Raw genomic sequence first — 18,830 nt, 5'->3', positions numbered from 1 at the left:
AAGCCGCTTGCTTTGTGGTTTTTACTGTTTTAATCAGTATGAATTATAAACACAGTGCAATCATCGCCACACAGCTCACGTAGCCAATCAGCCAAACTAACGAGCGCAAAATATCTTGGTTTATATAGTAAAAAATACAATATAGGACACGAGTAATTATATGCACAACAGCTAACATTTCAGTGGCTTGATAGATATTGTTGGTCGCAATCACCACCGCTAAAGCAACAGCAAAAACAACTAATGACTCGAAACTATTTTGATGAGCAGCCAGCGCCCTCGCCCCAAAACCTGTCAACTTACTTTGTTGATCTCTCGGGTGTTTATTGTCATATCCTTGAAGCTTATTTTGCGCAAAAGCCACGGGAGCTTTTGCTAAATAAGGTAGAAGAACTGCGATGAGTGCGCAGATAATCAGTGTTGTCATGATATTTCCTTATTTTTTAACTGTATTAGCTTACCCTAACGCAAACAAAAAAAAGCCGCTACTTATAACAGCAGCGGCCAGCAATAGCATCATTGTCACTATAGCCTAATGACGACATAAAAGCCCTGCGGCATATTGTCACAGCTGAGTTTTCCTCAAGTTGGTCGATAAGCTAATGCCCAAATACTTTGGTTTTGTTACTCTATACCCAAGCCCCCTCATTAATTTATTTTCAATATGACTTGGATTTTCTTAACCATTTTTGCGGCATTTATGCAGTCGTGGCGCAATGCGCTGCAAAGTAAACTCAGTGCAACAGTGAGTGTAGCAGGGGTGACGCTTGCTCGTTTTATTGTTGCGAGCCCAATTGCTGCCCTGTATTTATTTGCACTTTATCAATACCAAGACGCCGCACTACCAGACTTTAACCTGGCTTTTATTGGCTACATTATTGGTGCCAGTATCGTCCAAATTGTTGCCACAGGTTTGATGGTAAAACTATTTAAAATGAATAACTTTGCAGTCGGTGCTGGGCTTGCCAAAAGTGAAGCACTGATGGCGGCTATTTTAGGGGTTATGTTTTTTGGCTCCGCACTGTCATTGCTAGGTTGGGTTGGGGTATTTATTGGTGCAATCGCCGTATTGCTATTAAGTGGCATCGCGAATGTTAAACACTTTAATTTGGGCACTGCACTCCTTGGGCTTGCTTGCGGTACTTCATTTGCTCTTTCATCATCATGGATCCGTGAAGCAAGTTTAAATTCAGGACTGACTTTCCCGCACTCAGCCGCATGGGTACTGGTACTGATAATCAGCTTACAAACGCTAATGCTATGCGCTTATATTACACTCAAAGAGCCCGATACATTTAAGAAAATGTGGCAGCATAAAGGCACTACTACCGCTGTCAGTGTTTGTAGCTGTTTAGGTTCAATCGGTTGGTTTAGCGCCATGAGCCTGCAGCATGTTGCTTATGTAAAAACACTCGGGCAAGTTGAAGTGTTCTTTACCATTTTGGTATCGATTCTTTGGTTAAAACAGCCGTTAAAACGCCAAGACACGGCGGGTCTAGTATTAATTGCCTTGGCTGCCATTTTGGTGATGCTACCCAATTAGGTGCATTTCTAGTCATTAAAAAAGCGGCTATGCCGCTTTTTTAATGACTAATTTTTAGTGTTATCACACCACTGATAATCAACAGTACTCCGGCAATACGGCCAAATGTGGCGGCATCACCGTAAAATAAAATACCCACCAAGAAGGTGCCTGCAGCGCCTATACCTGTCCATACTGCATAGGATGTCCCCATCGGAATATCTTTTTGTGCCAACCACAACATAAAGCCACTGGCGACCATAAAGACGACAGCAATAGCAATGCCTAACCAGCGACTCTCTGATTCTTGAGACATCTTAAGGCCAACAGGCCAGCCAATTTCTAACAGACCTGCGACAATTAAATACAACCACGCCATTATTGATCTCGCTTTTTCAAGATCACGTCATATAAATCTTCACGGCGGTCTTTTAAGTTTCTAACGGTACCTTCACTGTGCAGGATTTTCAGTTTATCCATATCTAAATCACTGAATAACAGCATTTCGGTATTCGGTGTTGCTTCGTTCAAGGTCGCATCATGGGGGAATGAGAAATCAGAAGGAGTAAGCACCGCCGATTGCGAGTACTGTACGTCTAAGCTCTCTACCTCAGGTAGATTACCAACAGAGCCTGCAATTACAACATAACATTCATTTTCGATTGCGCGTGCTTGTGCACAATGACGAACACGTAAGTAACTGTTTTTAGTATCTGTCCAGAAAGGTACAAATAAGATATCTAGCCCTTGCTTAGCGAGAATACGCGACAGCTCGGGAAACTCTACATCGTAACAAATTTGAATACCGACACGACCCGCATCCGTTTCAAATACGGCAATCTTGTCACCCCCTTGGATCACCCAGTCATTTTGCTCATGAGGCGTGATATGTATTTTGCGCTGCTCATCAATTTTACCGCTTCGATGACATAAGTAACTAACGTTATAAATCTTATCGCCTTCTGCCAGCGGCATTGAGCCGGTAATAATATTGGCATTGTATTCAACCGCCATGCGCGACATCGCATCACGGAACGTTTCAGTGTATTCGGCTAAATAACGAATTGCCTCAGTTTGATTGCATTGCTCGGTGAGCCCCATTAACGGCGCATTGAAAAATTCCGGAAATAAAATAAAGTCGCTTTTATAGTCAGACACCGTATCGACAAAATACTCAACTTGCTTAAGTAACTCCTCAACTGAGTCGACGCAGCGCATTTGCCACTGCACAGCACCTACACGCACTATAGATTTGGTTGATTCAAGCACAGTATCTGTAGGTTCAAACATGATGTTATTCCACTCTAACAACGTGGCATAACCCACTGACTCTTGGTCTTCTGGTAGATATTTTTTAAGTAAGCGTTTTACTTGGAAATCGTTAGAAAGTTGAAAACTTAAAATCGGATCGTAAAGCTCTTTATGATCCACTTTTTCGATGTACTCCATAGGTGACATTTCAGAGCTATGATTGTAATAACGTGGAATGCGCCCACCCGCCAAAATCGCACGTAAGTTATACTGACGGCATAATTCTTTTCGCGCATCGTATAAACGCCTGCCTAAGCGCATACCGCGGTGGGTTGACGAGATAACAACATCTAGACCATATAAAGCATCGCCTTCTGAGTCGCTAAAAACACGGTCGTGGCCATCAACAATATCTTCGTAAGTATGCGGGTTAGAAAAACGAGCGTAATCTACTTGTACACTCAAAGCGATACCCACAAGCACACCGTCATCAACAATGCCAATTTGACCTTCAGGGAATTGGTCAATTAAACGAAAAATGGTGTGGCTTGGCCACGCTCCACCTAAGCCTGGGTAAGCTTGATCCATCAGAACTTTGATTTGTGGATACTGCTCTTTGGTTAAGTTACAAATCTCTAGATGCGTTTTTTCAGCCGACATACATACTCCTTTAGGGCATAACAGGAAACACAAAGCAAACTATACGGTAGCACGTTTAAAATAGCTCTTTTAGAGTGGCATCAATTACACACTATGCCAAGTATCAGCATAATAAACAGCGTATGAATATGCGTTTAATTAAATCGACCCACAATAAACTTATTAATGAGTGAAGGTGATATTGGTGATTTATTCATCAGCTAGGCTATTTTCATCTATACTTTGCGTTTAAGCGCCTGCTTGTATGAGGTTCATTTGATAAAACATTTACTAAAACAATCAAAGCAGTCAGGTTTAGAAGAAATAGAACAAGTAAAGTTTTTAATCATTTCTAAAATCGCATATTTCGCACTGATAGTGCATGCGTTGCTCATTCCACTTTTTGCCCATGTGGGCGCTATTACTTTAGCTTTAGTCAATATTCTTAGTGTCGTTGCGTGGGGCAGCGGTATCTTTCTAATAAAACAAGGCTTGACCTCTTTAGCATTGAGGGTATTTTGTTTAGAAGTACTTATTCATGCTGTAGTGGTATGCGCCACATTAGGGCTCGATTTAGGGTTTCAATTTTATTTGTGGACTATCTCCTGTATTTTGATGATTGACTACCAATTATCACTAAAACGCGCTGCACTATACAGCTTATTGATGATCACTACCTTTGCTCTTCTATACATCTTTTTCAACGATGTACCTTATCAATATACCTACCCACAGCTTATTCCTTATGTACATTTAACAAATATTATTATTGCTGGTTTGCCTATGGTTTACGCTATTGGGCTGATCAGAGAGATTACGCTTTCACAGCGTGTTGAATTAACCGAAATGGCATCACGAGACCCACTCACCAAACTTTATAATCGTCGCTTTGCTAAAAAATTAATTTTAGCAACTTACAAAAAAAGCATCGAAACAGATCAAAGCCTGTGCCTTGTTATGGCTGATATCGATCACTTTAAACAAATTAACGATACCTATGGCCATGACAAAGGCGATGCGATTTTAGTCAATATTGCACAAGCAATAGGTGAATTCTTAAATGAAACAGATATAGCTGTACGCTGGGGTGGTGAGGAGTTTTTGCTCTTACTCGATAATACCGATGAGTATCACGGGTTACAAAAAATAGAAGCCTTGCGTGAACATATTGCGACATTAGACGCTCACCAAGAGCTACCAAACTTATCGGTGACAATGAGTTTTGGCTTAATTGAATGGCAACCGCTTGCATCTTTAGAGCGCATGTTGCAGCAAGCTGATGCAGCACTCTATGACAGTAAAGATGCAGGAAGAAATACTACCACGGTTGTAAAAGCATTCTGTTTACAACTGGATGATACTGATGCGGTCAATTAACCGCATCTATCGTAATACTATGCATAATGCTCTGTGGCATAAGAGGGGTGAGACCTTCGTTAACATAGTCATCAAATCCCGCACGATAGAACTCAGACAGCGGATGCCCAGATTGACCACCAGGAATTGCCATTATAGCTTTATCTAAGTGTCCTGGCTGTACAATAAATCGTTGTGAGGCACCAAAACTACGCCCTTGTACTGCTGGCATGAAGGTATCACCAAACCCTGGAGCCGCTGGCATGTTGAGCAACTTTTTGAGTACGGGAATTTGTTTTGCAAATGGATGCTCAATAACGAGCTTATTCACGCTTCCCCACTGCCAATTTTGCATGTTCTGTCCATATTGAGTGGTCAGCTTATCAAGGGTGCGATCAAATGCTGCTCGCATTTGCTCAGACCAATCAGCATAATCAGGGTTTAGCCAACCTTTCGGTTGAGTATTTATTAGCTGCCAAACTGCAGGCTCAAGATCTCGCTTCACGTGCTTTAAGCTGCCATCATACGTTTGCAGTTCATTTTCCAATGGGCTGAACAGGCCATTAATCACTTCATCACGGTAGTACTTCACTAACGTATAACCAATCGAATCTGCACATGCACATGCTTGCCAATTGTTTAACTCTGTTAGGGAAGCTTTATACTCATTGGGTCTACTTTCAAGTTGCTTTACAAGTAGGTTATGCCATTTTGTTAAAAAGCGAGCTTCATTATCATGCTGCAACTGATAAAAATCGCTCTCTGTGAATTGCTGCTTTTCAAATAAACGATCGCGGATCTGAGCCGAACGTGCGCCCATTGCATAAGCACCATTACCAAAGCGTTTATTATCTTCAGCCGAAACAACACGTGAGTTCCCCGTCCAAAGTCGACCACTTGCAGGGTTCTTAACATAGGGTCGCTCAGTTTCATTTTCGTGCCACCCTACTGGGTAATTTTGCTCTGAGACAGCAAGTTCGTTAGGGACCTTGCGTGCAGGAATCGCCCCCATGTTCTTCCAAGCTGCACTCCCACTATCATCTACAACCATTAGATTTTGTACAGGAATACCAACATCCGCTGCAAGCGCTAACGCATCATCAACGTTATTTGCTTGCTCAAGCTTTATTAGGTCCATATTAACCGCATAATCATGATGTGCCACCCAACTTAGCGCATAAGGCTTACCGTTTATATTTTTTACCGGACCATACTCACTCATGGTCAGCGTATAGTTTTCACTACTGCCATCATTAAGTAAAATCGCTTCATCTATCTGCCATGTTTTGTCGCGCCCGTCGAGTGCAATCCAATCTGCTGTATCCAAGTAGCCATTGGTAAAACCCCAAGCGACTTTATTGTTCGTGCCAACCACAATTGCAGGGGCACCAGGTAGCGAAACGCCTGTTATTTGTTGCATCTGGCCATTTAAAGGGTAATTTAACTGCGCTCTATACCAAATAATCGGCACCGCAAACGACAAATGCATATCATCAGATAACATCCCAGCACCTGTTTGCGTTAAATCCCCCGTAACAGCCCAATTATTACTGCCTAACTCCTTAGTATCTTCAATATGCGTGATCATACTCAAAGGTGCTGATAAGGAAGGAATCGAGTGATTGTAAGGAGCTAGCTGACTGTTATCGAGAGCAGCTTGATACAGGCTAGGTTGCGTAATAAAAGCAACCATCTCTTCACCAAATAGTTGCTCTATTTGAATTAAGGTTTTATCTCGTTCAAAAGTCGCAGTTTGCAAATCCAAATACATACTAAAAATAGTAAGTAGGCTGTCTTCACTTTGCCATGGTTTCGCTGTAGCAGCTGTTAGTAAATATTCAAAACTATCAAAGCCCGTTTGTGCGTGTCCCTCATTCACACCTTTTGCATATGTCGCCAATAGTGCTCGATCTGACGAAGGTAATTGCTCGAGTAAAATTTGGCTTCGTTTTCTCAACTGATGAAAGCGCATTGTTTTATCAAGTTCCAGCGCGGCTTTGCCAAATAATTCACTTAACTCTCCAGCTGCATTTCGACGCAATAAATCCATTTGAAAAAAGCGATCTTGTCCATGAGCAAAGCCAAGCGCATATGCCGCATCTAAACGACTTTGTGCATGAATCACAGCTTGACCTAGCACATCTCGTTCGATTTTAAGGGATTGTTCAATTGCTGTACTTTTTCCCTTGCCATCCAGAGCGGGCAAGCTTAAGTTCAACGCGCCATAAATAAGGCCCGTAGCCAATAACGCAACGACGAGTAGACTCATCAACAACCATTTAATTATTTTAAACATATTAAATACGCTTCCGAAGGAGTTATAAGCCTATAGTAACCAGTGTTTTATGAAAAAATAGTGTTTCGATACAAATAATTAAATTTAGTTTTACGATTGTGTGCTTCATTTTTATTTACGACAGAAATTGTCTATAGTAGGTAGATAGTATAAAAACCGATACTTCTCATGCCACTCGCTACTGAAAATGATAATAAAAAGCTAAAAAAACTAAAGCTCACCTTCTGGCTTTCTTTAGGTTTAATTATCCTAATCGGTCTAGTCATTGACCATATCAACTATACGCGAGAGAAAGACGCCTACCGCTCACAAGAGCTTGCGAAAATAAGTACTTACCGCGCTGAGTTGGAATCAATATTGGTGTCAAACATTCAACTCGTACGAGGTCTTGCGGTTGCAGTGGCTGCAGAGCCTAATCTTAACCAAGCCCGCTTCTCACAAATCGCAACACCACTATTTGAAACCTCCTCTGAGCTCAGAAACATCGGCGGTGCACCCGATATGGTTATAAAAATGACTTACCCGATGGAGGGAAACGAAAAGGCAATTGGGTTAAATTTTTTAAAAAATAAAGCTCAACGCTCAGATGCCATAAAAGCACGGGACGAAAATAAAATTATTATGGCAGGTCCTCTTGAACTGGTACAAGGCGGCCAAGCGCTCATTGCTCGAGTGCCCGTATTTACCCAGCCAAACAATCAATTTTGGGGTCTACTGTCTGTCGTTTTAGATATAAATAAAGTGTATCAAAACGCAGGGCTCACTTCGCCTAGTAATGAATATGAACTCGCGCTACAAGGACGAAATGGTAAAGGGCTTGATGGCGAGTTTTTTTATGGTAATGAACAGATTCTAGAGACTAATCCACTCAGCTTTAGCATTTCATTCTCAGGCGGTCAGTGGCAAATGTACGCCACACCTAAACAAGGCTGGCAGCCTGCTAATTCTTCTATTTGGCCATTACGGCTGGCGATTATTCTAATTTGTGCTTTATTTGCAGGTGCATCTGTTTTTTTACTGAAAATGCTTGAGCGCCAATATAGAAACGAGCGCATGCTCGAGACCATGAGCGGTTTAGCAAAAATAGGGGCTTGGTCCTTTAATCTCGAAACTAAAACAGTATATTGGTCAGAAATGACCAAATTGATTTTTAAACTACCATTTTCAAGCCAGCCCGAATGGCCCAGTAATTTTGATTACTTCAAACCAGGCTACAGCAGAGACAAAATTCGCCACCTAACAGAAAAAGCGATTAAAAATGGCGAGAGCTTTGAAACACAAGTACAAATAATGACGTACGAAGGCAATCCTGTTTGGGTTCTTGTCAATGGCGAAGCTGAACATCACAACCAACGATGCGTGAAACTGTTTGGCTCTTTGCAAGATATAGATGCCCGTAAACGTGTTGAACTTGAAAACAGCAAAATAGCCCTCCACAATGAAATTTTAGCATCTTTAACTGTTAATGATGCGGTTTTAACAGGTAACCTCAACCTATCAAAACATATTATTGTGCAAGCAATTTGCCATGCCCTTGGCGTTGACCGTGCAGGAATCTGGCTCTTCAGTGATGATAGACAATCACTTAATAGGTTTGCGATACACGACCAAAGCAGCCCCCAATTCAGCGAATCTATTGCTCTACAGCAAATCGACTTCCCTAATTATTTTGACGCCATAAATAACCATGCTGTGATAAGCGTAAGTGATGCACAATGTGATTCCCTAACAAAAGACTTATCTGTTGATTACCTAGAACACTTTGATATTCGTTCGATGCTAACTGTTATCATTCCCACAGGTAGCAAAACGATGGGGGTAGTTTGCGCAGAAATGTGTCACCACCGGCGTAAGTGGAGCAAAAATGAGGAAAGCTTTTTAATTGCAGTGGCGGCACTCATTGGCAGTTTACACGCCAGTCAACGACGAATTGAAACCGAACAGCAGCTTGTCCAAGCAAAAGAAGCGGCAGAGCAAGCGGTAAAAGCCAAAAGCGAATTTTTAGCCAGTATGAGTCATGAAATCCGAACCCCAATGAATGGCGTGATTGGCATGCTTAATATAATTAAACAAAGCAAGCTTGATGTTCAACAAAGTCATCACATTGCACTTGCTCAGTCATCAGCTGAATCTTTGCTGCATATCATTAATGATATTTTAGATTTCTCAAAAATCGAAGCCGGCAAACTAGACATAGAGAATGTATCGTTCAATGTATCGAAACTACTGGGAGATACCATTGAATCCTTTGCAATCAAAGCTGAACAAAACAACACCAAGCTGATTCTTGATGCCACTAATATCAAACATGAATTTATCATTAGTGATCCAAATCGAATTCGTCAAATTATCAATAACCTACTAGGAAATGCTGTCAAGTTTACTAACAACGGTGAAATAATCGTCATAGCTAGCTACGAAGAAGCAAACAACGACACCTTCTTGTGTTGTTCCATAGTTGATTCGGGAGTTGGCATCAAAGCAGATAAACAAGCCACATTGTTCGACTCTTTTACTCAAGCTGATGCATCAACAACTCGTCAGTATGGCGGTACGGGACTTGGCCTTGCAATTGTGAAGCAGCTCTGTCAACTAATGGAGGGAGATGTTGGGGTAGTAAGTGCGCTAGGTGAAGGCAGCACCTTTAATTTTACTGTGAAAGTAAAACTAGACTATGCACAACAACAACCCGAGCCGAGTCATATTATCGACAAGAAATTGATACTCATTGCAGATAACTGCAAGCTAAGCAGTGGTATTGCTAAAAAACAATTACAGCTATGGGGTGCTAAAGTAGAAGTAATTAATAATATTGACGGCTTACTTGCCCGTGCACAACAACCAACTGACTGTCATTTTGATGCTATTTTTATCGACTACGATCTATTCACTAAAGCGTCCAAAGCTCAACAAAAAGCGTTTCAAACCCACTTTAATGCAAGCCGTGGTAAGCGTATTCTAATGGCACCGATGAGTTTAACTGAAAAGCAAACAAGACACGTGTTAAAAGTGGAGAGTATTATTTTTAAACCCCTCACTCCTTCGGACTTATTTAACTCGCTTGCTAATGAAAAATACATTGAGCAGCAGCAAACCAACAAAGAGCCGATAAACGCAAAAATAGCAGAAGTTAACTCTGACACTGAATCACAAGTACTTTTAGTCGAGGATAATAAAGTAAACCAAATAGTGGCAAGTGCATTGTTGAGACAAGCTGGAGTGAGCTTTGATATCGCAGAAAATGGCCTTGAAGCGATCTCATATTTGCTCAACAGAGAAGAGGCTCCTTACGAGCTTGTTCTAATGGACTGCCAGATGCCTGAAATGGATGGTTATCAAGCAACACGCTCAATTAGATCGTCAGAAGCGGGAGATGCACATCAAGACGTTAATATCGTGGCCTTAACCGCGAATGCAATGCAAGGCGATAAAGAACGCTGCCTCAGTGCTGGCATGAATGACTATTTAACCAAACCACTTAACTTTGATGCTTTAAATAAAAAATTACAAATGTGGCTAAGCCCTCATAAACACAGAGACTAAAACAATGCACTTAACACCAAACCAACAACGCGTTATAGGTTGCTTACTTGAAAAGCAAATCACAACACCTGAGCACTACCCTCTCTCTTTAAACGCATTAGCCAACGCCTGCAATCAAAAATCAAACCGTGAACCGGTTCTATCACTGAGCGAGTCGGATGTACAAAATATCATAGATGAACTGACCCATTTACGTTTAGTCACTGTTGATGAAGGTCTTTCGGGTCGAGTAAACAAATACGCGCATCGCTTTTGCAATACTCAGTTTGGCAGCTTACAGTTTACTGAGCAACAGCGTGCGATTATTTGCTTATTATTGCTAAGAGGGCCGCAGACCCCTGGCGAGTTACGCACCCGGAGTAATCGCCTCGCCGAGTTCTCTAATGTGAATGACGTTGAAATCGCCCTTGATGCCCTTATCGAGCAAGAACATGTTATCCGTTTAGCCCGTGAACCAGGTAAACGAGAAAGCCGTTATATGCACTTATTTGCTGACTCAGATAGCTTAGCAAAAGATATAGCTGATCATGAGCCTGAACAGGCCAGCAACAGCGAAGTTCAACAATTACGTGCCGAAATCGAAGAACTTAAGCAACAAATTAACGCGATAAAAGCGCATTTAGGTCTTTAATAAAAGCGTTGCTCGTAACATAATGTATAAGACGCTGAACAACCACAACGAAAATAGGAGCTCAACCATGCGTGCCGATATTCTGGCAGAAATGAAAGTCCAACCCACGATTGATGTGAAGGCGGAAATTACGCGCCGCGTCAACTTTCTAAAAAGCCGACTTTTAGCTGCGCATTCCCGTTCGCTTGTCTTAGGTATTAGTGGTGGTGTTGACTCATCAACATGTGGTCGTTTATGCCAATTAGCCATTGATGAATTAAACCAAGAACACAACACCAACGAATACCAATTCATTGCGGTGCGCCTACCTTACGGTGTGCAAGCAGATGAAGATGAAGCACAAATGGCCGTTGATTTTATTAAACCCAGTAAGCGCATGACTGTAAACATTAAAGCGGCGGTTGATGGGATGCACGAACAAGCAATGGCAGCTGTGGTCGGTGGCGGCGTTGAGCTTCCTGAGCAAGCAAAAATTGACTTTATTAAAGGTAATGTGAAAGCGCGTCAGCGAATGGTGGCACAATATGAAATTGCCGGTTTTAGCCAAGGTTTAGTTGTAGGCACCGATCACAGTGCTGAAAACATTACGGGGTTTTACACTAAATTTGGTGATGGCGCGTGTGATTTAGCGCCTTTATTTGGTCTTTCGAAACGTCAAGTAAGAGCGCTTGCTGAGCAGCTAGGAGCCCCGTCGTTGCTGGTTCATAAAGCACCAACAGCTGATTTAGAGTGTGATCGCCCAGGTTTAACAGATGAAGAGGCACTTGGCCTAACCTACGAACAAATTGATGACTTTTTAGAAGGCAAAGATGTGACAAGCGAAGTAGAAGATAAATTAATCGCTATTTACTTACGTACTCAACATAAGCGCCAAGCAATTCCTACTATTTATGACGAGCTTTAAGCGGCAAAATACCCAAGGGCAATTTAAAGCAATAAGCAAATTAGTTGCCCTCTCTTCCACGCTACACTGATATCGCCCCCTTAGCAATATCCTCATTTCTCAATATGATAAATGATCGGTGTTAAAACTTTACCCGTAAAAAGTTTTGCAACATGATTGCAGTAAAGATGAAATAGTTCTGTAATTTGGTTTATAGTGGTTACAGTTCACACTGAATAGAAAGCCCAACACATCAGACATCTAAGGATTTATACATAGTTTATGTCATCGCCTATTTTAATTACTGGCGCAGGCCAACGTATTGGACTCGCCTTGGCCGAGCACTTTTTAGCGCAAGGACAAGCAATCATAGTCACATACCGCACCCGCCACGATGCTATTGATATCCTCGCAGGTAAAGGAGCAACGTGTATTCATGCTGACTTTGACAGTGATGCAGCAATTACACATTTTATTGAACAACTAAAAAGCCATACTAATCAGCTAAAAGCAATCATTCATAACGCGTCGAGTTGGGATTGTGAAGCCAATAACCAAGATTATGCGACACTGTTCGATAATATGATGCGCATACATGCTAAAACCCCTTACTTAATCAATCTAGCTGCGGCTGATCTACTGCTTCATTATCAACAGAATACAGGTCAAGCTGCCGATATCATCCACATGACAGATTACGTAGTGGAAAAAGGCAGTCCTAAACACCTAGCCTATGCAGCAAGTAAAGCAGCACTCGATAACTTAACTAAATCATTTTCAGCGAAATTTTCACCAGCAATTAAAGTGAACGCAATTGCCCCATCACTCATTATTTTTAATGATCATGACAGTGAAGAATACCGAGCCAAAACCATCAAAAAGTCTTTAATGGAAATTGAACCTGGCTGCACAGAAATTATTAATAGCGTCGAGCTACTACTTAACAGCCGCTACATCACAGGGCGTTCATTACCTGTCGATGGCGGCAGACATTTAAAATAACGTATTACTGAGAAATCTATGCACGATGATTTAAAAAAGAGCTATCAAGACATAATTAGCGCAGTAGGCGAAGACCCTCAACGAGAGGGCTTACTTGATACGCCGAAACGCGCAGCAAAAGCGATGGAATACCTTACTAAAGGTTATCGCCAAACACTTGATGAAATTACCAATAACGCCGTCTTTACTTCTGATGCTGACGACATGGTATTAATTCAGGATATTGAGCTTTACTCAATGTGTGAACACCACTTACTGCCCTTTGTTGGCCGTTGTCACATTGCTTACATTCCTGATGGTAAAGTACTCGGTCTGTCTAAGTTTGCTCGTATTGTCGATATGTTTGCACGACGCTTCCAAATTCAAGAACAGCTTACTCATCAAATTGCCAAGGCGGTTGAAGAGGTCACTGGTGCAAAAGGTGTTGGTGTTATTGTTGAAGCAAAACATATGTGTATGATGATGCGCGGCGTTGAAAAACAAAACTCAAGCATGCGTACCTCTGTTATGCTTGGCAGCTTCAGAGCCGATCCAAAAACCCGTAATGAGTTTTTGCAGTTAGTTAGAGGGTAATCATGGCCAATGCAATTATCAATGTAACAAACCTCAGGCTAAGAACCTTTATTGGTTTTAACCCTGAAGAGCGTGAAAAAAAGCAAGATGTCGTGATTAACCTTGAAATTCACTACCCTGCTGAGCAGGCGTGTGAAACTGATGCTGTTGATAAAGCACTTAACTACAAGACCATTACTAAAGAAGTCATCGCGTTAGTCGAGGAAGGTCACTTCTTATTGCTAGAAAAGCTCGTTGCCGAGATTTTAGCTATTTGCCACCAGCATAAAAGTGTTCATTACGCCAAAGTTCGTGTTGATAAGCCACATGCGCTGCGTTTTGCAGACTCAGTATCGCTGACTCTCGATTGGCAAAAAAACTAAAAAAACTTTTCAAGCCCAACAGCAAAGGCAAGCACAGCTAAATAGCGTGCACCTTTGCCAAGGGCGACAAGTACGAGAAAAGTTAAAAACTTAACGCGAAAAATTCCACCGACCACAGTGAGCGGATCGCCCACCACAGGTAACCAAGCAAACAATAAACTGTAAATACCGTATTTATTGAATTGTTTTTCAGCTTTTTTAATGGACTTTTCAGAGACCGGAAACCATTTACGATCTTTAAAACGCATGACCTGTGTGCCAAGCCAATAGTTAACACAACTACCTAGCACATTACCGAGTGTCGCACTAAGCCATAACAACCAAAGTGAATAGCCCCCTTTGGCAATCATTGCCGTCATTACCAACTCTGATGAACTAGGTAACAAAGTTGCTGAAATAAATGCAGTAAAAAAAAGCGAAAGATAGGCCATACATACCCAAAAAAAGAAAAGCTCAGCAACACTGCTGAGCTTTTCTAGTATATCTAATTTCTCAGTTTTATTTTATAAATTCGATGCTCAGCGGGTAATCCACTTCCTTACCATCGTTGGCTTTGATTGCCGATACAACAACCATAATAAAAGCAAAAATGGCGATGACAGGTAATAAAATGACGCCGATAACAACAAACATCAACAAGAAACTAATGATATATGCAATCATCATCGTTAACTGAAAATTTAATGACTTACGGCCATGCTCAGCCACTAACGGCATTTCATCCTTTTTGGCAAGCCAGACAATGAGTGGCCCAATGACAGATCCGAAAGGGATTAACAATCCAGCAAATGAGCTTAAATGACATAGCATTGCCCACGTTCGATGGTCCTTATTATCCGTTATAACTTCAACCTTTTGATTATCGTCCATTATGACTCCTTGTTATTTTTCCTCACCTTCACTATAGCGTTATATTTGCCTAGTTAATATACCTATGAGTTGATTTAACCCGCTGTTTTCACCCCACTTCGTTACTGTGATAAAAAAGTGATAACTTCGTGAGGCTTTTATGATATTGCTATTTGATACTGTTTTTGAACAGTCAAAAACAGGAACAAATAATGAAAACTTTATCTTTAACTTTGCTAGCTGCAACAGCAATTTCTAGCTTCACAAGCCAAGCAGCTGAGCTGGATATCAAACTAACAAACCTCACTCAAGGTGTTCATTTTACACCTATTCTGATTACAGCCCACAGCGGTGATACATCACTTTTTGAAGTCGCAACGCCAGCATCTACAGCGCTACAAACAATGGCTGAAGGTGGCAACATTGCACCTCTTGTTGATGAAGCAACAGCCGCTAATAGCGATATGGTTGCCAACCCAGCAGAAGGGTTACTTGCTCCGGCCGCATCGACAATGGCAAGCCTAACAACAACAGAAGGTAACGACTACTTATCTCTAACAGCCATGTTGTTGCCAACAAATGATGGGTTTGTCGGCTTGAATAGCTGGAAAATACCTACAGAAGCAGGTACTTACACTATTTACCTAAATGGCTATGATGCAGGCACTGAAGCAAATGATGAACGCGTTGTTGAAGGCTCAGGGGCTTTGGGCGTTCCTGGTATTCCTGCCGCACCAGGCGGAAATGCAGGCACAGGCGGTAGTGGTGTCACAAGCAGTGAAAGCAACACAATGGTACATATTCATCCTGGTAACTTAGGTGATGATGATCTTGAAGCAGGTATTAGTGACCTTGATAACACAGTACACAGATGGTTAAACCCAGTTGCTAAATTGACAGTAACGGTTAAGTAGGAGAGCTATTATGCTTCGTTTAACAAAAAGCTTGATCATCATTGCGCTCGGCGCCAGCCTCGCGGCCTGTGGTGACTCAAATAATAATCGCTCAGAGACTCCACCTGAAGTCGTGTCACCTCCCGTTGTTAGCCCAGTCGTTACATACGAATTTACAATACAAGTAAGTAACTTAACTGCTGCACAACCATTATCGCCAATTGCTGTGATTTCTCATACCGAAAACATGCTTTGGGAAATTGGTAGCCCTGCATCGACAGCACTTGAGGTAATGGCCGAAGGAGGAAACAACAGCGACCTATTAGCGGTTGATTTTGCAACCGCAGTTGCATCTGCCGATGCGCCTCTACCGCCAGGTAGTCAGGTAACATTATCACTCACAACAGAGCAACTAGATTCATTAAAAATAAGCTTAGCAACCATGCTGGTGAATACAAATGATGCATTTACCGGTCTTAATGCAATAGATGTGTCTTCGTTAGCTGTCGATGAAGCGCTGACTTTTACTACATTTGCTTATGATGCTGGAACAGAGGCTAATTCAGAAGCCGCAGGGACAATTCCTGGACCAGCTGATTCAGGCGAAGGGTTTAATGAAGAGCGTAATGATGTTAACTATGTGGCTATGCACCCAGGTGTCGTTAGTCAACATGATGGTCTAAGTAGCTCTGTACTTAGTAGTCAACATAAGTTTGATAACCCATTGACTCAAGTTGTCATTACGCGGACGCAATAACATAGCACTCACTTGCGCTAAGGGCATAAGGAAGTGCCTTAGCGATTTGGACAAGACTATGCGCCCAGAAAAACTTTTAATTGTTGAAGATGACCGTGCTATACGTCAACTTGTAATAACTCAACTTAGCAACCTAAATTTACATATTGATGAAGCCGATTCTGCTGAATCAGCATTAAAAAAACTAGCAAGCAATGATTATGGGCTTGTTATATTAGATATAAATTTACCGCAAATGGATGGTTTAAGTTTATGCCGCAAAATTAAAGAACACTACCCCACAGTGTCGGTTATTTTACTTACCGCTTTGAGCAGTGACATGGATAGAGTTATTGGTTTAGAAATGGGTGCAGATGACTATATTTGTAAACCGTTTTTTGCAAGAGAATTACAAGCGAGAGTAAAAACTCAATTACGTCACCGAGAACAATTACTTATTGCTCAATCCTCTATAAAAAAGAAACCCGATGAAGCACAACTTCAGCTCGGAGCCTTACACATAGAGTTTTCGAGTCATCAAGCTTACCTAGCAAATCAAGCCGTCAACTTAACCGCGACAGAGTTTGATTTACTGGTACACTTTGCAAAGCATCCTAACCATGTTTTCAGCCGCCAGCAGCTACTTGATCAAGTTTGGGGGTACCAACACAGTGGTTACGAGCATACCGTTAATTCCCATATCAATCGCCTTCGCAATAAGTTTGAACAGTACCATCGTGCTCTATTTATAGAAACAGTATGGGGTGTCGGTTATAGATTAAATCCAGGGCAGTTAAATATACAATGATGTTTTCGATGACCCTTTACCAAAAACTAGCTTGGTCACTAGTCATTATTTTTAGCCTGTTGTGTGCGCTTATATTTAATTGGAGTAAAAAGCTTGAACAACATTCTCAGCACCAAGCACAGCAGCAATTACACATCCACCTCGCTGAGCACCTTGTAAACGATAATCCATTAATAAAACAAGGTGTGTATGACTATAAAGCGTTAGAAAACTTATTTCATACCTTAATGGTGTTGGGACCTGCTTTCGAATATTACTTTGTAGACCCTGAAGGTAATTTGCTGACCTATTCAGCCAAACCAGGCAAAGTAGTGAGACAGAAAATAAGCCTAAGCCCAATAAAAAAGTTAATTGCACAGCCTAGCTCTACACCTATTTATGGTGACGACCCGCGTAACGTTGAAGGTCAAAAAATATTCTCTGCTGCACCTGTCTACAATCAACAAAAGCTACAAGGTTACTTGTATATGATCATTGGTGGTCAAGCTTTTGATGCAACGCTGAACGAGGTCAAACGTGATAACCCAGTTTGGCTAGGGGCAATGTGGTTTGTAGCAGCTATGGTCGCGCTATTTATCACTATGTTGTTGTTATTTCGCTTTTTCACCTCACCACTTAAGCAATTAAATAAAGAGGTCAGCCGAATAAAAGCAGCCAACTACAGCCTCACAGAAATGGCGCTTAGTCCGAGCTATATGGGGAATAACGAAATTGGCAACTTAAGTAAGGGAATTTATGGCATGCTATCTCGTATTGATGAGCAATTTAAATCTTTGCAGCAAATCGATAAACAACGCCGAGAATTACTTACTCATTTATCACACGATTTAAGAACGCCACTGGCTTCATTACATGGTTTTCTTGAGGTTATAAAAAAACCACACCCCCATCTGAGTGAGCACGAGCAACAACGTTATCTCAGCCTTGCAATGGATAATTGCCAGCAATTAAAGTTGTTAATTGAACAAATTTTTGAACTGGCTAATTTAGAGTGTGGCCAAGTAAAGATAAAAACGGAAACGTTTAATCTTGGCGAATTAATTTACGACTGTGTCGCCAAATTAGCATTAAACGCTGAAGCAGCTGGGGTGACAATAAAAGTCACTCCCAAAATTTGTGACTTTCCAGTGACAGCAGATATTGCCAAACTAGAGCGTGTACTGACTAACCTTATAGAAAACGCGATACGCCATACCCCCTCCAAAGGATTAATCACTGTAGAAGTGTCTCAACTCAACGAACAAGTATTTGTCTCAGTCTCTGACACGGGTGTAGGCATTCACGCTGATGAGTTAACGGCAATCTTCGAACCTCACTACCAAGCACGTAATAGTATTAAACGAGGCCAAGGTGGACTTGGTTTAGCTATTTGCAAACAGCTACTTAAACTAATGAATAGTGATATTGAAGTACACAGTACCCTGGGTAAGGGGACCCAATTTCGCTTTAACTTAACGAAGCATGCACCAGTTTAAGGTCGAATCAC

At 41.5% G+C, this 18,830-nt stretch carries 18 protein-coding genes; 12 read left to right on the top strand and 6 right to left on the bottom strand.

The features are described from left to right. Window positions 1–43: 43 nt before the first annotated feature. On the bottom strand, window positions 44–427 hold the full coding sequence (locus PAARA_RS13055; protein WP_062569468.1) for an MAPEG family protein: 384 nt from the start codon (window positions 425–427) through the stop codon (window positions 44–46). Between the two features lie 237 nt (window positions 428–664). Between PAARA_RS13055 and PAARA_RS13050 the strand changes: the two genes are divergently transcribed. Beyond that, window positions 665–1,543 (top strand): DMT family transporter, encoded by an 879-nt coding sequence (locus PAARA_RS13050; protein WP_083515318.1) that lies wholly within the window; start codon window positions 665–667, stop codon window positions 1,541–1,543. A 40-nt stretch (window positions 1,544–1,583) separates the two neighbouring features. Here the strand turns inward: PAARA_RS13050 and PAARA_RS13045 are convergent, their stop codons facing one another. Further along, a complete protein-coding gene (locus PAARA_RS13045; protein ID WP_062569467.1) occupies window positions 1,584–1,901 on the bottom strand; it encodes a DMT family transporter in 318 nt (105 codons plus the stop codon). Further along, window positions 1,901–3,433, bottom strand: a complete 1,533-nt coding sequence (locus tag PAARA_RS13040) for a carbon-nitrogen hydrolase family protein (protein ID WP_062569466.1) — start codon at window positions 3,431–3,433, stop codon at window positions 1,901–1,903. Before PAARA_RS13040 ends, PAARA_RS13045 begins: the two co-directional genes overlap by 1 nt. Window positions 3,434–3,688: 255 nt before the next feature. Between PAARA_RS13040 and PAARA_RS13035 the strand changes: the two genes are divergently transcribed. Next, window positions 3,689–4,789, top strand: coding sequence for a GGDEF domain-containing protein (locus PAARA_RS13035; protein ID WP_228074382.1), 1,101 nt, complete (start codon window positions 3,689–3,691; stop codon window positions 4,787–4,789). Here PAARA_RS13035 and PAARA_RS13030 read toward each other — a convergent pair. Beyond that, on the bottom strand, window positions 4,782–7,064 hold the full coding sequence (locus PAARA_RS13030; protein WP_062569465.1) for a penicillin acylase family protein: 2,283 nt from the start codon (window positions 7,062–7,064) through the stop codon (window positions 4,782–4,784). The two genes, PAARA_RS13035 and PAARA_RS13030, sit on opposite strands and share 8 nt — an antisense overlap. 168 nt (window positions 7,065–7,232) lie before the next feature. Here PAARA_RS13030 and PAARA_RS13025 point away from each other — a divergent pair, with 168 nt between their 5' ends. From PAARA_RS13025 to folX, 6 genes are all read left to right on the top strand, one after another. After that, window positions 7,233–10,607, top strand: a complete 3,375-nt coding sequence (locus PAARA_RS13025; protein ID WP_062569464.1) for a response regulator — start codon at window positions 7,233–7,235, stop codon at window positions 10,605–10,607. A 4-nt stretch (window positions 10,608–10,611) separates the two neighbouring features. Continuing rightward, window positions 10,612–11,238: a YceH family protein gene (locus tag PAARA_RS13020; RefSeq protein ID WP_062569463.1), complete on the top strand. Its 627-nt coding sequence runs from the start codon at window positions 10,612–10,614 to the stop codon at window positions 11,236–11,238. 67 nt (window positions 11,239–11,305) lie between these two features. After that, entirely contained in the window at window positions 11,306–12,142 is an 837-nt protein-coding gene (nadE, locus tag PAARA_RS13015; RefSeq protein WP_062569462.1) for an ammonia-dependent NAD(+) synthetase, read from the top strand. A 261-nt stretch (window positions 12,143–12,403) separates the two neighbouring features. After that, entirely contained in the window at window positions 12,404–13,123 is a 720-nt protein-coding gene (folM, locus tag PAARA_RS13010; RefSeq protein ID WP_062569461.1) for a dihydromonapterin reductase, read from the top strand. 18 nt (window positions 13,124–13,141) lie between these two features. Next, entirely contained in the window at window positions 13,142–13,696 is a 555-nt protein-coding gene (gene folE / locus PAARA_RS13005; protein ID WP_062569460.1) for a GTP cyclohydrolase I FolE, read from the top strand. A 2-nt stretch (window positions 13,697–13,698) separates the two neighbouring features. Further along, a complete protein-coding gene (gene folX, locus PAARA_RS13000) occupies window positions 13,699–14,058 on the top strand; it encodes a dihydroneopterin triphosphate 2'-epimerase (RefSeq protein WP_062569459.1) in 360 nt (119 codons plus the stop codon). On the opposite strand, the gene PAARA_RS12995 is transcribed toward folX, so the two are convergent. Further along, window positions 14,055–14,489, bottom strand: a complete 435-nt coding sequence (locus tag PAARA_RS12995; RefSeq protein WP_062569458.1) for a YqaA family protein — start codon at window positions 14,487–14,489, stop codon at window positions 14,055–14,057. The genes folX and PAARA_RS12995 overlap by 4 nt on opposite strands. A gap of 67 nt (window positions 14,490–14,556) precedes the next feature. Beyond that, window positions 14,557–14,928, bottom strand: coding sequence for a DUF4870 domain-containing protein (locus PAARA_RS12990; RefSeq protein ID WP_062569457.1), 372 nt, complete (start codon window positions 14,926–14,928; stop codon window positions 14,557–14,559). Window positions 14,929–15,119: 191 nt separating this feature from the next. Between PAARA_RS12990 and PAARA_RS12985 the strand changes: the two genes are divergently transcribed. From PAARA_RS12985 to PAARA_RS12970, 4 genes are read left to right on the top strand one after another with little or no spacing between them, the layout of a single operon-like run. Next, on the top strand, window positions 15,120–15,821 hold the full coding sequence (locus tag PAARA_RS12985; protein ID WP_062569456.1) for a spondin domain-containing protein: 702 nt from the start codon (window positions 15,120–15,122) through the stop codon (window positions 15,819–15,821). 10 nt (window positions 15,822–15,831) lie between these two features. Beyond that, window positions 15,832–16,557, top strand: coding sequence for a spondin domain-containing protein (locus PAARA_RS12980; RefSeq protein WP_062569455.1), 726 nt, complete (start codon window positions 15,832–15,834; stop codon window positions 16,555–16,557). A gap of 58 nt (window positions 16,558–16,615) precedes the next feature. Further along, a complete protein-coding gene (locus PAARA_RS12975) occupies window positions 16,616–17,344 on the top strand; it encodes a response regulator transcription factor (protein ID WP_062569454.1) in 729 nt (242 codons plus the stop codon). 8 nt (window positions 17,345–17,352) lie between these two features. After that, a complete protein-coding gene (locus PAARA_RS12970) occupies window positions 17,353–18,819 on the top strand; it encodes a sensor histidine kinase (protein WP_228074381.1) in 1,467 nt (488 codons plus the stop codon). The last annotated feature ends 11 nt before the right edge of the window (window positions 18,820–18,830 follow it).

It is taken from the genome of Pseudoalteromonas arabiensis, from assembly GCF_001550155.1.
In the GTDB taxonomy this organism is placed as follows: domain Bacteria; phylum Pseudomonadota; class Gammaproteobacteria; order Enterobacterales; family Alteromonadaceae; genus Pseudoalteromonas; species Pseudoalteromonas arabiensis.
This window is presented reverse-complemented; position numbering and strand designations above follow the sequence as displayed.

Excerpts from the sequence above, each read along its gene's own strand:
- PAARA_RS13055 (WP_062569468.1), bottom strand. The coding sequence starts at position 427 with ATGACAACACTGATTATCTGCGCACTCATCGCAGTTCTTCTACCTTAT.
- PAARA_RS13050 (WP_083515318.1), top strand. The coding sequence starts at position 665 with ATGACTTGGATTTTCTTAACCATTTTTGCGGCATTTATGCAGTCGTGG.
- PAARA_RS13045 (WP_062569467.1), bottom strand. The coding sequence starts at position 1,901 with ATGGCGTGGTTGTATTTAATTGTCGCAGGTCTGTTAGAAATTGGCTGG.
- PAARA_RS13040 (WP_062569466.1), bottom strand. The coding sequence starts at position 3,433 with ATGTCGGCTGAAAAAACGCATCTAGAGATTTGTAACTTAACCAAAGAG.
- PAARA_RS13030 (WP_062569465.1), bottom strand. The coding sequence starts at position 7,064 with ATGTTTAAAATAATTAAATGGTTGTTGATGAGTCTACTCGTCGTTGCG.
- PAARA_RS13025 (WP_062569464.1), top strand. The coding sequence starts at position 7,233 with ATGCCACTCGCTACTGAAAATGATAATAAAAAGCTAAAAAAACTAAAG.
- PAARA_RS13020 (WP_062569463.1), top strand. The coding sequence starts at position 10,612 with ATGCACTTAACACCAAACCAACAACGCGTTATAGGTTGCTTACTTGAA.
- nadE (WP_062569462.1), top strand. The coding sequence starts at position 11,306 with ATGCGTGCCGATATTCTGGCAGAAATGAAAGTCCAACCCACGATTGAT.
- folM (WP_062569461.1), top strand. The coding sequence starts at position 12,404 with ATGTCATCGCCTATTTTAATTACTGGCGCAGGCCAACGTATTGGACTC.
- folE (WP_062569460.1), top strand. The coding sequence starts at position 13,142 with ATGCACGATGATTTAAAAAAGAGCTATCAAGACATAATTAGCGCAGTA.
- folX (WP_062569459.1), top strand. The coding sequence starts at position 13,699 with ATGGCCAATGCAATTATCAATGTAACAAACCTCAGGCTAAGAACCTTT.
- PAARA_RS12995 (WP_062569458.1), bottom strand. The coding sequence starts at position 14,489 with ATGGCCTATCTTTCGCTTTTTTTTACTGCATTTATTTCAGCAACTTTG.
- PAARA_RS12990 (WP_062569457.1), bottom strand. The coding sequence starts at position 14,928 with ATGGACGATAATCAAAAGGTTGAAGTTATAACGGATAATAAGGACCAT.
- PAARA_RS12985 (WP_062569456.1), top strand. The coding sequence starts at position 15,120 with ATGAAAACTTTATCTTTAACTTTGCTAGCTGCAACAGCAATTTCTAGC.
- PAARA_RS12980 (WP_062569455.1), top strand. The coding sequence starts at position 15,832 with ATGCTTCGTTTAACAAAAAGCTTGATCATCATTGCGCTCGGCGCCAGC.
- PAARA_RS12975 (WP_062569454.1), top strand. The coding sequence starts at position 16,616 with ATGCGCCCAGAAAAACTTTTAATTGTTGAAGATGACCGTGCTATACGT.
- PAARA_RS12970 (WP_228074381.1), top strand. The coding sequence starts at position 17,353 with ATGACCCTTTACCAAAAACTAGCTTGGTCACTAGTCATTATTTTTAGC.